General features: G+C 68.1%; 15 protein-coding genes and 2 pseudogenes. 10 read left to right on the top strand and 7 right to left on the bottom strand.

The window, feature by feature from the left end; genetic code table 11:
* The first annotated feature begins 1 nt into the window (after nt 1).
* Nucleotides 2-1,291, top strand: coding sequence for an acyl-CoA dehydrogenase family protein (locus ACIG5A_RS28305; protein WP_397245321.1), 1,290 nt, complete (start codon nt 2-4; stop codon nt 1,289-1,291).
* A gap of 55 nt (nt 1,292-1,346) precedes the next feature.
* Here ACIG5A_RS28305 and ACIG5A_RS28300 read toward each other — a convergent pair whose 3' ends face one another.
* Nucleotides 1,347-1,943: a TetR/AcrR family transcriptional regulator gene (locus ACIG5A_RS28300; protein WP_397245319.1), complete on the bottom strand. Its 597-nt coding sequence runs from the start codon at nt 1,941-1,943 to the stop codon at nt 1,347-1,349.
* Nucleotides 1,944-2,044: 101 nt separating this feature from the next.
* On the opposite strand from ACIG5A_RS28300, the gene ACIG5A_RS28295 reads away from it, so the two are divergent.
* The 7 genes and pseudogenes from ACIG5A_RS28295 to ACIG5A_RS28265 all read left to right on the top strand — a co-directional run bounded on the left by ACIG5A_RS28295 (nt 2,045) and on the right by ACIG5A_RS28265 (nt 7,631).
* On the top strand, nt 2,045-3,001 hold the full coding sequence (locus tag ACIG5A_RS28295; RefSeq protein WP_397245317.1) for a fumarylacetoacetate hydrolase family protein: 957 nt from the start codon (nt 2,045-2,047) through the stop codon (nt 2,999-3,001).
* A 50-nt stretch (nt 3,002-3,051) separates the two neighbouring features.
* On the top strand, nt 3,052-4,197 hold the full coding sequence (locus tag ACIG5A_RS28290; RefSeq protein ID WP_397245315.1) for a thiolase family protein: 1,146 nt from the start codon (nt 3,052-3,054) through the stop codon (nt 4,195-4,197).
* A 29-nt stretch (nt 4,198-4,226) separates the two neighbouring features.
* Nucleotides 4,227-5,054, top strand: a pseudogene (locus ACIG5A_RS28285) (class I adenylate-forming enzyme family protein); the annotation flags it as partial.
* An 88-nt stretch (nt 5,055-5,142) separates the two neighbouring features.
* A pseudogene (locus ACIG5A_RS28280) lies at nt 5,143-5,208 on the top strand (hypothetical protein); the annotation flags it as partial.
* Between the two features lie 45 nt (nt 5,209-5,253).
* Nucleotides 5,254-5,697 (top strand): hypothetical protein, encoded by a 444-nt coding sequence (locus tag ACIG5A_RS28275; protein ID WP_397245936.1) that lies wholly within the window; start codon nt 5,254-5,256, stop codon nt 5,695-5,697.
* Nucleotides 5,694-6,488 (top strand): cyclase family protein, encoded by a 795-nt coding sequence (locus ACIG5A_RS28270; protein ID WP_397245313.1) that lies wholly within the window; start codon nt 5,694-5,696, stop codon nt 6,486-6,488. Before ACIG5A_RS28275 ends, ACIG5A_RS28270 begins: the two co-directional genes overlap by 4 nt.
* Before the next feature lie 309 nt (nt 6,489-6,797).
* Entirely contained in the window at nt 6,798-7,631 is an 834-nt protein-coding gene (locus ACIG5A_RS28265) for a virginiamycin B lyase (RefSeq protein ID WP_397245311.1), read from the top strand.
* A 98-nt stretch (nt 7,632-7,729) separates the two neighbouring features.
* Here ACIG5A_RS28265 and ACIG5A_RS28260 read toward each other — a convergent pair whose 3' ends face one another.
* The gene (locus ACIG5A_RS28260; RefSeq protein WP_397245309.1) at nt 7,730-8,107 is read right to left on the bottom strand and encodes a DUF6463 family protein; all 378 of its coding nucleotides are present in this window, start codon (nt 8,105-8,107) and stop codon (nt 7,730-7,732) included.
* A 30-nt stretch (nt 8,108-8,137) separates the two neighbouring features.
* Here ACIG5A_RS28260 and ACIG5A_RS28255 point away from each other — a divergent pair, with 30 nt between their 5' ends.
* The gene (locus ACIG5A_RS28255; RefSeq protein ID WP_397245307.1) at nt 8,138-8,764 is read left to right on the top strand and encodes a TetR/AcrR family transcriptional regulator; all 627 of its coding nucleotides are present in this window, start codon (nt 8,138-8,140) and stop codon (nt 8,762-8,764) included.
* Here ACIG5A_RS28255 and ACIG5A_RS28250 read toward each other — a convergent pair.
* The 5 genes from ACIG5A_RS28250 to ACIG5A_RS28230 form a co-directional block, all read right to left on the bottom strand.
* Nucleotides 8,761-10,437: a VWA domain-containing protein gene (locus ACIG5A_RS28250; protein ID WP_397245305.1), complete on the bottom strand. Its 1,677-nt coding sequence runs from the start codon at nt 10,435-10,437 to the stop codon at nt 8,761-8,763. The genes ACIG5A_RS28255 and ACIG5A_RS28250 overlap by 4 nt on opposite strands.
* Before the next feature lie 201 nt (nt 10,438-10,638).
* Nucleotides 10,639-10,902: a WhiB family transcriptional regulator gene (locus tag ACIG5A_RS28245; RefSeq protein WP_397245304.1), complete on the bottom strand. Its 264-nt coding sequence runs from the start codon at nt 10,900-10,902 to the stop codon at nt 10,639-10,641.
* A gap of 22 nt (nt 10,903-10,924) precedes the next feature.
* A complete protein-coding gene (locus tag ACIG5A_RS28240; protein WP_397245303.1) occupies nt 10,925-11,470 on the bottom strand; it encodes an HNH endonuclease in 546 nt (181 codons plus the stop codon).
* Nucleotides 11,471-11,522: 52 nt separating this feature from the next.
* Nucleotides 11,523-11,660 (bottom strand): hypothetical protein, encoded by a 138-nt coding sequence (locus ACIG5A_RS28235; protein ID WP_397245302.1) that lies wholly within the window; start codon nt 11,658-11,660, stop codon nt 11,523-11,525.
* A 74-nt stretch (nt 11,661-11,734) separates the two neighbouring features.
* The gene (locus ACIG5A_RS28230; RefSeq protein ID WP_397245301.1) at nt 11,735-12,286 is read right to left on the bottom strand and encodes a DM13 domain-containing protein; all 552 of its coding nucleotides are present in this window, start codon (nt 12,284-12,286) and stop codon (nt 11,735-11,737) included.
* A gap of 345 nt (nt 12,287-12,631) precedes the next feature.
* Between ACIG5A_RS28230 and ACIG5A_RS28225 the strand changes: the two genes are divergently transcribed.
* Nucleotides 12,632-13,189, top strand: a complete 558-nt coding sequence (locus ACIG5A_RS28225) for a hypothetical protein (RefSeq protein ID WP_397245300.1) — start codon at nt 12,632-12,634, stop codon at nt 13,187-13,189.
* Nucleotides 13,190-13,237 lie beyond the last annotated feature (48 nt).

The raw sequence follows: 13,237 nt of genomic DNA, 5'->3' as shown, positions 1-13,237 counted from the left end.
CATGGCTTGGGATTTCGAGACCGATCCAGAGTTCCGGAAGAAGCTGGACTGGGCGGCGGAATTCGTCCGTACCGAGGTGGAGCCGCTCGATCAGCTCTACCCGAATCCCTACGACCGCACCGACACCGAGGCGATGGCGCTGATGGGCCCGCTCAAGGCCCGAGTCAAGGAGCAGGAGCTTTGGGCCTGCCATCTCGGCCCCGAACTCGGCGGCCAGGGCTACGGGCAGCTCAAGCTCGGCCTGCTCAACGAGGTGCTCGGCACCTCGTTCTGGGCGCCCTCGGTATTCGGTTGCCAGGCACCGGATTCCGGTAATGCCGAGATCCTCGCGCATTACGGCACCCCGGAGCAGAAGGAGAAATATCTGCGGCCGCTGCTCGATGGCGAGATCGGCTCCTGTTACGTGATGACCGAACCCACCGGCGGTTCCGATCCCACGCTGTTCAAGACCCGCGCGGTGCGTGACGGCGACCACTGGGTGATCAATGGCGAGAAGTGGTTCAACTCCAACGCCCAGTTCGCCGCCTTCCACATCGTGATGGTGGTGACCAACCCGGAAGTCAGCCCGTACCAGGGCATGTCGATGTTCATCGTGCCCGCCGACACCCCCGGCCTGGAGATCGTGAAGAACTTCCACGTGCACGGCTTCAGCGAACACGAAGGGCATCTGCGCTTCACCGATGTCCGCGTGCCCGCCGATCATCTGCTCGGCGCCGAGGGCCAGGGCTTCATCGTCGCGCAGACCCGCCTCGGCGGCGGCCGCGTCCATCACGCCATGCGCACGGTCGCCCAGGTGCGCAAGGCATTCGACATGATGTGCGAGCGCGTCGTGTCCCGCCCGATGCGCAAGGGCCCACTCGCCGGCCTGCAGATGACCCAGGAACGCATCGCCGACAGCTGGATCGAGATGGAACAGTTCCGCCTGCTGGTCCTGCGCACCGCCTGGCGCATCGACAAGGAACAGGACTACCTGAAGGTGCGCAAAGACATCGCCGCCATCAAGGTCGCGATGCCGAAGGTCATGCACGACATAGCCCAGCGCGCCCTGCACCTGCACGGCGCCCTCGGCGTCAGCCAGGACCTCCCCTTCGTCGACATGATGAACTACGCCGAGGTCATGGCCATCGCCGACGGCCCCACCGAAGTCCACAAAATCACCCTCGCCAAGGAAGTCCTGAAGGACTACGCCCCGGGAGATCCGGTGTACCCCAGCGGCTATCGCCCCACCCTGCGCGAACAGGCCCGCGCCCTCGTCGCCGAGCGCTTGGAACACATCGTCGGCAACCTCTGACGACCGGCTTTCACCACGCGGCGCCGCGCGCAGCCGAGCACGCTGCGCGCCGCGCCTACTTCTTTTTCGCTCCGCGCATCGCGAGGTCGAAGATCGTGTGTAGTGCACCGAGACCCGTTGCGGGGTCGACGGATTCGTCGAGGCGGTGCATGACGTTGACGCCGATCGCGCTGCCGAACAACACATCCGCGAGCGTTGCCGGATCCGGCATGTCCGGGACGTCCGCGGTGATCCGGCCGACCGCGTCGATCCAGAATCGCCTGCTGTTGTCGTAGCCCGCGACGTACGCGTCGCGAATCGGGCCGGGCGCCAGCATGACTTCGGGCAGTACGGTGGCGAAGACGCGCCCGCAGGTTCCCGCGACGACGGCCAGGTGCGCTTCGATCAGCACTTCCAGGGTCATCTCGCCCGCGTCGGCGATGCGCTTGCGGTACTCCTGTACTGCCGTCTCGAAGGTGTGCTGGACGACTTCCACAATGAGCCCGTCCTTGGACCCGAAGTGCCAGGCGATGGAGCCGCGGCTGATTCCCGCCCGTTCCGCGACGGCCTGCACCGAGGTGCCGCGCGGCCCTACTTCGGCGACCAGTTCGGTCGCCGCCTCGAGCAGGCGGCGGCGACTTTCCGCGGATGACTCCTCACGACGACCGGCCATGCCGCAAATTCTCTCATGTCCGCAATCCTATGCTGTTCGTCCTTGCCTATGCTGAGCGTCCAATCTTATGCTGTTGGTCCAATCGCTCATCGGAGAGTCATATGCGCCTGATCACCTTCGCCACCGATCACGACCGCGTCGGAGTCCTGCTCGACGACGACAAAACCGTGCTCGACCTGGCCATGGCCGCACCCGAACTACCCGAGTTCCGTTCGATGCTCGCGCTCATCGAATCCGGCCGCGACGGCCTGGACCGGGCCCGTGAACTGGCCGCGGACCGGCCCACCGACGCGCTGCACGACGCCGCCGAGATCAGGCGGCGCCCGCCGCTCCCGCGACCACCGCGAGTGCGCGACTGCGGTCTGTTCACCGAACATCTGGCCGCGGCACTGCGCGAAATCGCGCGCAGGCAAGCCGCTGGGGCGGATGACCCGCAGGCCGCGTTCGAGCAGCTCATGGCGAGTGGCCGGTTCACCTTGCACCCGCTGTTCGCCGAGCGCGTGCTCTACTACACCGTCGATCCGCTCAGCATGTGCGGACCCGAGGACATCATCACCGCGCCCGAGGGCGCCGCGGAGCTGGACTACGAACTCGAACTCGCCGCGGTGGTCGGGCGCGGCGGGCGCGACGTGCCCATCGAGCAGGCCGCCGACCACATCTTCGGATACACCATCTTCAACGACTGGAGCGCACGGGACCTGCAGCTGAAACTCATGCAGACCGGTGTCGGCGCCGGCGAATCGAAGGATTTCGCCACCTCGATCGGCCCCTGCCTGGTGACCGCGGACGAGATCGCCGATCCCTACGACCTGACCATGCGCGCTCGGGTCAACGGCGAACAACTCTCACTCGGCACCACCGCGTCGATGACGCACGGCTTCGAGCAGGCGATCACCCAATTCAGCCGGGTCGGCGGCATTGTCGCGGGCGAGATCATCGCGTCGGGGACGGTGGCGTCCGGCACCGGCTTCGATGTGGGCAGGCGGCTGTCCGCGGGTGACCTCGTCGAGCTCGAGGTCGAGGGCATCGGCACATTGCGCAATCGGGTCGCGCTGTGACCGCGACAGTTGGCCGAACATCCAGCGGCACCGATATTTTCGTAGCCGGGGTGGCACGAACCGGATACGGCCGCTTTCCCGAACGCACGATCGCGCAGCTGGCGCGGACCGTGCTCGCCGACTGCCTCGCCGATGCCGATGCGGTACACGGGGATGTCGGCGCGGTGTTCTTCGCGAATGCGGGCCAGGGTGCGGTCGAAGGGCAGCACACCATCCGCGGCCAGGTCGCGCTGCGCGACACCGGCATCGCGGGCATACCCATCGTCAATGTCGAAAACGCCTGCGCCAGTGGCGCATCCGCCCTCCATCTGGCCGCACAGGCGATCGCGGCCGGACAGGTCGACGTGGCACTGGCGATCGGGGTGGAACGACTGTCCGCGGCCGACCGCGCCACCGCGGCCCACCTGTTCGACGGCGGCATCGATGTCGCGCACCGGATCGCGGACCTCACGCGGCTGGGTGCGCGACCGGGAGAGGGCACCGTCTTCATGAGCATCTACGCCGCACTCGCCGAACGGCACGGCTTCGCACAGCGTCAGCTCGCCGCGGTCACCGCCAAGAACCGCGGCCATGCCGCACTGAATCCCCTTGCCACCTATCGCGACCCGCTCACCGTCGAGCAGATCTGCGCGGCCAGGATGATCGCACCGCCCCTCACCAAACCGATGTGCGCGCCGATCGGTGACGGCGCGGCCGCGGTCCTGCTGTGCGGCAAACGATCCCGGCTCGCAGGCACCCGCGCGGTCCGGGTGCGCGCCACCGCGCTCGCGTCGGCGACGCCGCACGATCCCGGCGACGACAGCGACCACATCGTCCGCAGGCTCGCTCGAATCGCCTACGCGCGGGCCGGTATCGGCCCCGAGGACGTCTCGGTGGCCGAGGTGCACGATGCCACCGCGGTCGGCGAAATCCTGCAGACCGGCTACCTCGGGCTCGCCGACGCCGACGCCGCCGCCCGCGGCGACACCGCGCTCGGCGGCCGCGTCCCGGTGAACACCTCGGGCGGATTGGAATGCAACGGCCATCCGATCGGCGCCACCGGGCTCGGCCAGATCCACGAGCTGGTCACCCAACTGCGCGGCGAGGCGGGACCACGTCAGGTCGCGGGCGCGCGGATCGGCCTGGCCGAGAACGGCGGCGGGTTCCTCGGTGCCGAGGAGGCCGCCGCGGCCGTCACCATCCTGGAGGCGCCGTGAACATCGCTGTCCTGCTTCATCAATCGGCCATGCGCGATCCGGACGCCCCGGCGATCGGCCACGGCGACGAGGTGGTCTACCGCTACCGCGAACTGGCCGACGCCGCGTACGCCGTCGGCCTGCGGCTCACCGGTACGCACGGCCTGCGGCCCGGCGACCGGATCGCGGTGGCCATGACCAACTCTCCGCACTACCTCGCGATCCTGTTCGGCGCGTGGTGGGCCGGGCTGGTGGTGGTGCCCATGAATCCCAGGCTGCACCCGCGCGAATTCGACGAGCTCATCGCCGACAGCGGTGCGGAATACTGCGTGACCACCGACGATCTCCCACCGCCACGGTCGGTGCCCGCACTCGACGTCACCGCGCTCACCGCGCCCGGCGCCACCGCTGCGCGGCCCGCGCCGGCGCCGGTCCGGCCCGAGGATCCCGCGTGGCTGTTCTACACGAGCGGTACCACCGGAAAGTCCAAGGGCGCCACGCTCACTCACCGCAACCTGATGGCCGCGATCCTGAGCACACTCGCCGACCTCGGCGACGCGACCGACGCGTCGCTGTTGCATCTCACACCGCTCTCCCACGCGGGCGGACTGTTCGCGCTGGCCTTCATCGCGCGCGGCCGCGCGAATGTGCTTCCGCGCGACGGCGCGGTGAACGCCGCCACGATGGCCGAAGCACTCACCGCCTTCGAGCCGGTGTCGTTCTTCGCGGTGCCGACCATCCTTCGCAGGCTGCTCGATCCCGCGCTGCTGCCGGATGCGTCGATCCCCCGGATACGCCGCATCTTCTACGGTGGCGCGCCGACCTATGTGGACGACTTGCGCAGGGTAGTCGGCAGATTCGGCCCGCAGCGCCTGTGGCAAGCCTTCGGACAGGGTGAATCTCCCTGCACCATCACCCATCTCAGGCCCCGAGGAACATGTCGAGCTGCCCGCCGACGGTCGCCTCATGCACGTCGGCCGGGCACGGACGGGCGTCGAGGTCGCGATCATGAGCGACAGCGGCGCACTACTCGGCGCCGGCGAGGCGGGCGAGGTGGTGGTGCGCGGGGACACGGTGATGGCCGGATATTGGAACAACCCCGCGGCCACCGCGACCACGTTGCGCGACGGCTGGCTGCACACCGGCGATATCGGGCGGATGGATGACGGTGGACGGCTCACCCTCGTCGACCGTGCCAAGGACGTCATCATCTCCGGCGGGTCGAACATCTATCCGCGTGAGGTGGAAGAGGTGCTGCTGACCCATCCCGCGGTGGCCGAGACCGCCGTGGTCGGCCGTGCCGATCCCGAATGGGGCGAGCTCCCTGTCGCTTTCGTGGTCGCCACGCCGGGCACGGCCCCCACCGCGGCCGAGCTCGACGCGCTCTGCCTCGGCCTGCTCGCCCGCTACAAACGTCCCCGCGACTACCGATTCGTGCCCGAACTGCCGAAGAACGGCTACGGCAAGGTCCGCAAAACCGAACTCAGACAACAACTCTCCACTCAGAAGGGTCCGCAATGACGCGCCTGATCGATCTCACCTACCCTATCGACCCCGCCTTCCGCGACACCGTGCCGATTCCCGAAATGGCCGCGATCGTTGGCCCTTCCGTACAGTGGGTGACCCATACCGGCCGCGGGCGCGACATGATGATGGAATTCTTCGGCTGCACCCCCGACGATCTGCCCGGCAGTGAGGGCATGGCCGGAGAGGTGCTCAACGATTTCGGCACCCACTGCGGTACCCACGTCGACGCGCCGTGGCATTCCGGCAGCGTCAGCGGCGGCGCACCGGCGCGCACGATCAGCGATATCGAGCTGTCCGAATTGCTGGTTCCCGGCATGGTTCTCGACGTGCGCGAACGGGCCCGCCCCGGGCAGGCGATTCCGGTGGACGCGCTGAAGTCCGCACTCGCCGCGACGGGCCGCGCTATCGAGCCCGGCGACGCCGTCTTGATCCGCACCGGTCAGGAGGCCTACCCGATCTCCGATCTCCGATACTTCAACTACCCCGGAATGTCGGGCGCGGGAACACGATTCCTCGCCGACCAGGGCGCCAAGATCCTCGGCACCGACGCCATCGGCTGGGATCGCCCGATCCCGGTGATGGCCGCGGCATTCCGCGAAACCGGTGACCCGCGCGAGATCTGGGACGGCCACTACGCGATCCGCGACAAGGAGGCCTTCATCGTCCAGCAACTCGACAACCTCGCCGCTCTCCCCTTGTCCGGCTTCACCGTCGGCTTCTTCCCGATCAAACTGATCGGGACGAGCGCCGCCCCGGCGCGCGTCGTCGCCTTTCTCGACGACTGAGCCACGGCGCAGATCGGGTCGGCCACCCGGGCCCCGAACGTATCGCGCATGGATTCCCAGCCGTCGCCGTGCTTTTCGAAGTCGGCGTGGACCAGGGTGACCGCGGTGCGGTCGGGTGCGACGGCGTCGAAGGTGACATCGACCCGGCTGGCCGCTGCGGATCGTGCTGCCGGTTCGCCTCGGCCGACGTGGTGGGCGCGCGGCCACCAGCTACCGGTCAACTCGCTCTCGAAAGGCCGACATCGCCGTTAAATGGTTTGCCGACAATGGCAGGCTGGAGGTCTGTTCGACGGAATGGGAGTAGCAGAGATGACGGTCGAGGTCGTGGGGTCGCCGTACGGGATCGCCGCCGACGGTGACGGCACGCTGTGGTTCACGATGCCCGCGCAGGGCACGATCGGCCGCTATGCGGCGGGCCGGGTCGACACCTTCGCCCTCGAATCCGCCGACGGGCAGCCGACGGTGATCATCAGCGGACCGGATGCCCTGTGGTTCACCGAGTTCCGCGGCAACCGGATCGGCAGGATCGGTGGCGACGGCACGGTCGCCAGCTTCGAAGCCGTTGCACCCTATGGGATCTGCATCGGACCGGACGGCGCGCTCTGGTTCACCGAGGTACAGGACGGACGCATCGGGCGGCGCACCGCCGATGGCGAAATCACGAAATTCGACGTGGACGGCATGCCGTCGATGATCGTCGCGGGCCCGGACGGCGCGCTGTGGTGCACCCTGAATCAGGGCAACGCGATCGCCAGGGTCACCACCGAGGGCGGCATCACCGTGCACGCGTTGCCGACCGAGGCGGCCAATCCCGTCGGCATCACGCGGGGGCCGGACGGCGCACTGTGGTTCGTGGAGATCGGCGCCGGGCAGATCGGCCGGATCACCACCGACGGCAAGGTCGACGAGTTCCCACTACCTGACCGAAATGCCCGGCCGCACGCCATCATCGCCGGACCCGATGGCGCACTGTGGTTCACCGAGTGGGCCGCGAACAAGCTCGGACGGATCACCACCACCGGTGAGATCACCGAATACCCGCTGCCCGGCGCCGAACCCCACGGGCTCACCGTCGGCGCGGACGGCGGCATCTGGGTCGCGATGGAATCCGGTGCGCTGGTTCGGGTTCCGATCGGCGGTTGACGGCAACCACACCCGCGCGGCGATCGCGTCTCCGGCCACCGGGCGCGATCGCCCGACTTGACTCGAAATGCTTGCCCCACAGCGGTTCTCGACCGCAGTCACCCAAGCGCGGTCACTGGGCCGGCCGGATTCGGCGCGCCGCCGGAACCGCGGCGATGACGCGTCCATCCGCGAACACCGACGGCCAGGGGTACCAGGACGGTAAGAAACCCGGACACCGGTTCGACCACGAGACCGAATATGACGAGAACGGCGGTCGCGACAAGGATCGGCGCGGGCACATAGCCGCGGGTTCGCTCCACATCGATCACGGCGATCCCGAGACAGACGGCGGCGACTCCGAAAGCGGTGAACCAGAACGCGAGCTCCGTCTCCTTGTCACCGGCCGCCCAAACGACAATGCCGAGCGCGGTGTGGACCGATCCGATGAAGGCGAGCATGGCGCCCGTGAGCGGGAACTGAGTTTTTGAATGCATATTCCGAAACCTTGCCTTAAGCTGTGCCACATGGCAAGACCCCGGCGATTCACCGATGATCAGGTTCTCGACGCGGCACGCGATCTGCTCGCCGACCCCGCAACGACGCGACCGGGTATCGCCGCGATCAGCGCCACCTCCGGCATCCACACCGGGTCGATCTATGTACGCTTCGCCTCCCGCGAAGAGCTGCTCGCCCGGCTGTGGCTGCGCTCGATCCGGCGCTTCCATGTCGGGTTCATCGCCGCGCTGGCCGGGCCCGATCCACTGCTCACCGCCGCGATCTACCTGACGCGGTACTGCCGTGAACACCCCACCGAGGCCCGCGCGATGAAGATGTTCCGGCGCGACGAACTACTCGATGTGGGCCCCGAGGAACTGCGCGCCGAGATCGCCACGGTCAACGACCGGATGCAGGACATGCTGCGCGCCGCCGTCGTCGCGGAGTTCGGCGACGCCGACGAACACCGCATGGCGATCGCGACGGCCGCCGTCAAGGCCATTCCCTACGGACTCGTTCGCGAGTACATCGCGGCCGCGGCGCCCATTCCGGACTGGGTCGACGACGTCACCGCCACCGCTACGGCCGCCGTCGTCCACCACTTGCGCCCGGTGCGCACCGGCGGTGACAACTGCCGAGTTCCGTTGCGGCACTAGGGCGTAGTCAGCGCCTGGACCATGGCGGAACCGAAGCTGATGTCGTCCGAGGTGGCCAGACGGGTGTAGGCGCCGCGGGTGCGTTGCGCGGCCGTCTGCAAGGTCTCGGTGCCCGCACCGCCGATCACGATGACGTCCACCCGCACCGGCCGGGCCGGATCGGCGGCGGCCGCGAGGTCGGTGAGCAGTTTGGCGCCGGTGACGGTGGAATCGTCCTCCGGGCCGTCGGTGATCAGCAGCACCGAATTGGTCCGGCCGTTGACGTAGTTGGTGACCGCGCTGCGATAGGCGGCGAGCAGCGTCGGATAGGCCTGATCGGCCCGAATCTCGCTGGCGCGCACGCCGTTCAGCGCGGTGGAGACGGCGGTGCGCTGGGTGTTGGTCAGCGGCGCCGTCGGCGTCTGCACCTTGTACGGAGTGGTGCCGTCGATGTTCTTGCCGAATGTCCACACCCCGAGGCCGAAGTCCGGCGGCATCACGTTCATCGTGGAGCGAAGGGCGCCGAGGACATTCGCGAGCCGGGTCGTCGAGCCGTCGGTATTCGCCATCGAGGACGAGACGTCGACGAGCACCGTCGCCTGCACGCCGAGCACCGGATTCGCCAGTGTCGCACGGACTTTGTCCAATGCCGCCCGCGGCGGCACCGGCGCGGCGGCGGGCGGCGCCGCGGCGAATCCGGCCGCGGCGAAGACCTGTGCCTGCTCGGGCGTGCGCAGGAAATCGGAGAACAGCCCCGCCAGCAGATTCTGCGTCTGATCCACCCACTGCCCGGACATCACCGCGGCGGGATGATCGGCCACCGGCGCGGCGCCCGCCGGCTGGAATAGGGCGAGTCCGGCCTGGCTTTTCACTTGCTGCTCGGTAGCGGCGACCGCGTGCACCGGCGCGGCCTGCGGTTGCGCCGCGGTCGCGACGGCGGCGAGCGCGGCCTGGACGTCGGTCGCGTCGGGTGCGTTGGCGGCCAGGCCAGAGACCGCCGCGACCACCTGCCCCGACTGTGCCGCCTCCGCGCTGAGCGGATCGGCGCCCGAGACCGCCGAACCGACGGCCGCGGCGGCGGCCAGTGTGGCATCACCGGGCGGCAGCGCCATCCGCAGCCCGGACCAGCCGGTCAGCCCGATCTCGCCGAGCGAACCCTGCTGCAGCCGTGGCAGATCCGACCAGCTGACCTTGGCCTGCTCGAGCGCGCCGCGCAGGTCCTCCTGGACACCGAGCACGATCGGGCTGACCGCGATTGGCGCCGGATTCCCCTCGATCAGGCCCGGCACCCGCATCGACTCGATCGATCGGCTGGAATCCGGAATCCACAGCGCGGGCTGCGGACCGAGCGCCGGATCCCACGGCTTGTTCCCCGCGAACGCGGCGACCACCGCCGCCGACGGTTTGACCTGCACCATCACCTGCGCGCAATGATCGCGGACCCGCGGCTTGGTGTCGTTGTAGCGCTGCGCGAGCACCAGCACCGGTGCCGCGATATCGGGATCGACGGTGACGTTCAGAGTCGAGGTGCCCTGAATACAGCCGGCCGCCGCCGCGCTGTCCCGATCGGTCGACCGATCCCGAAGCCAGAACCAGCCGAAGACCACGGCGGCGAGTAGTGCGATGACCACCACTGCGATAACCGGACCTTTGCTGACGCCCCGGGACCTGGTTCCGCTGCGATGAGTGCCCACGGCATCAGTGTATGTTCACCTGCGGTTAGCCGGGTCGCTGAGTATCCGGTCGTGACCTGACCTGCGGCGTGGCTTCCCGGAATCGCCGGGCGGTCACCGCCGGGTACCGCGGCATGCGCGACGCGCCCGGAGGCGGCAGCGCAGCGTAACCACGTAGGGCGCCGCGCATGCCGCCATTCGATACAGCCACGGCGGTGACCGTCACTCGCGGATCATGGTGCCACGGTCGAATTCGTGCCCACCCCACACACCGGACTGACCGGTGCGGGCGGCGAAGTCACCGCAAGCATCACGAATGGGGCAGTCGCCGCAGATCTTTCGCGCGTAGTCGAAATCCTGCGACGGAAACGGGAACCACGCCTCGTGGTTCGGATCGCCACGGCACGCGGCCCGATGCCACCCTCGGCTGTCCGAGAGCGGGAGCAGGTCGGCCAGCGTCAGCTCCGCGACTGCGGTTGTCTCCATTGCTGTTCCTTCTCCTTCCCGGTTATGTCGCGGCGAGCTGCTTCCAGATGCGCCGCTGGGTCTTCTCTCGATCGTTGGGGGCTTTCGGCTGCCAGAGCAGTCGCATGCCCGCCTCTTCCGGTGTGCGATCGGCCTTGGCCGTATTGCACGGCGCGCAGCAGGCGATCAGGTTGTTCCAGGTGTTCGGGCCACCCCGGCTGCGCGGCCGGATGTGGTCGACGGTGCGCGCCCAGGCGGCGCAGTAGCCGCAGCGGTGGTTGTCCCTGCGCAGCACACCGGCGAGGGTGGCCCTGCTCTCGTCGAGTACCCGCGCGGTGTGCTCGATGTACACGTAGCGCAGCAGCCGGATGGTCTCCGGCAGCGCCACCTCGTGATGCTGGGAGCGGATCGGGAAGTGCGGCTCCCGATCGGCGACCGATTCGGCGAGGCCCGCCGTCACCAGCACCACCGCGCGGTCGGCGCTGATCTCGTCGAGCGCCTCGTAGCTGGCGTTCAGTACCAGCACCCGCGTGTGTATCCAGTTGTCGACGGTCAATACCGCCGGTGCGGCGGCGCGATGAAAGATCATGGGAATCACCATGTTTCGAGAAGAAGCGAGCGAATTGCGGAAAGGTGGCGGATCAGGCGCAGGCCGGGAAGCGGCCGAGTTCGGTACCCTCGCGCACATCACGCGTGTACTGCCGCATGGCATCGATATTCACAGCCGCTTCCTCCTTTCCGTACAGCTCATGGATCACCGCCTCGGTGGCGGCGATCATCGTCGAATCACATGGTGGCACAGCGGACCCGTGGTTGTCGGGTCATTTTTTACCGCGATCGTTATGCGGTGTCGTCAGCCCGCTTGCAGCTGTGCGGCGCCGAACGACACGTGGAAGCGCGCGCACCAGATGGTGACGCTGGTCAGCGCTTTCAGATCCACCTCGGCGGGGATCGGATAGTTCTGACTTCCCTTGTTGCCCTTGAGGTCACCCAGTTCGACGTGCTTGCCGTCGTCGAAGACGAACCAGCCGGACTTGCCCTCGATCACCGGGGCGTCGGTGAGCCACACGCGCAGGTCGGGACCGTCCGAGGTATCGAGGTTCTCCAACCGCAAAACCCTACTGCCGTCGGCCAATTGGAGGATGACGACGGTTCCCGAGGTCGCGTGTTCGTGCGAGATCAGGGTGCCGCGCGCCAGCGTGCGCGGTTGCTGCTGACCGGGCGTCTGCGGTGTCCCCGGCTTACCGCTCGGCGCGACGACGGTCGGGATCGACTCGTCCACCGTCCTGTTGGTGAACAGTCGCCACGGCTGCAGCGCCGCCATGGCGAACACGAGACCCGCCACTACTATCACCGTCACCAGCCAGGTGATCGGGTTGCGCGCGAGTTTGCGTGCGGACACCATGTCATTTCCTCCGGATCGTGGAACCGAAAGGGATTTTGCCCCCCTGACTTCAATATTCTCCGCCGATCCGCCCGTTAACGCCGCCCCGTCAGAAAAAGTTCATACTCTCGGCGGGTTCCCGATCGGTATGCGGCCGTGCGGATCCCGCCTGCCTGCCCGGGGTCCGCAAGAGGACTTGGACAGCCGATCATCAGGAACTCACGTAACTCGCCTCTCGGGCGTCACTTACCTGAGTTCCTGATGATCGCTTGACCAGGAGTGTTGCGGCGTGTCGAGTCCGGCATGGCGGGGTGGACACGGCATCGTTGGTCGACGGGTGGGGTCGGTCGAGGAGAGCGGGGTGCGATGCATTGGGATCAGATGGCCGCTACGCCGGAGGATCTTCGCGAGCGGGTGACGCGGTTGCGGCGCGGCGCCGGGCAGCAGGAAATACTCGAGTCGATCGTCGGCGCCGCGGATGGGCCGTGGCTCGGCACACTGGACGTCGACGCGCGCGGCACGGCGGAGCTGAAAATGCACCTCGCCGGACAGTACCGCCTCATCGCCGTGGTCACCGGCGCCGGGAAACTCGACCTGGCCCAGATGAAATCCCCCGGGACAGAGCAGGTCCTCTCCTCGAAACCCTCACTGCGGCGCGGCTGGGAAGCACCCGCGAAGCCGCCGAAACCGCCCGAATGGCTGGGCTACGTCGTGGACTGGATCGGCAAGGCCAACGCCGAGGTAGACCGCCGCGCTTTCGTCGAGTGGCTCCTGATCGGCGCCGACCGCAAACTGGCCACCGCCACCGACACCATCCACACCCTGCGCGCCGACCTCATGGAACGCGAAATGGCCCGCGCCGAACTGGCCGCCGAAGTAGCTGCCCTGCGCGCCGAACTCGAATACCTCGCCGAGCCGGACTGACCCACCGCCGCGCGGGTTCCGCAGCACCGCGCACCGGATACCGCGAAA

The organism is Nocardia sp. NPDC052566 (assembly GCF_044547285.1).
Lineage (GTDB): Bacteria > Actinomycetota > Actinomycetes > Mycobacteriales > Mycobacteriaceae > Nocardia.
This window is presented reverse-complemented; position numbering and strand designations above follow the sequence as displayed.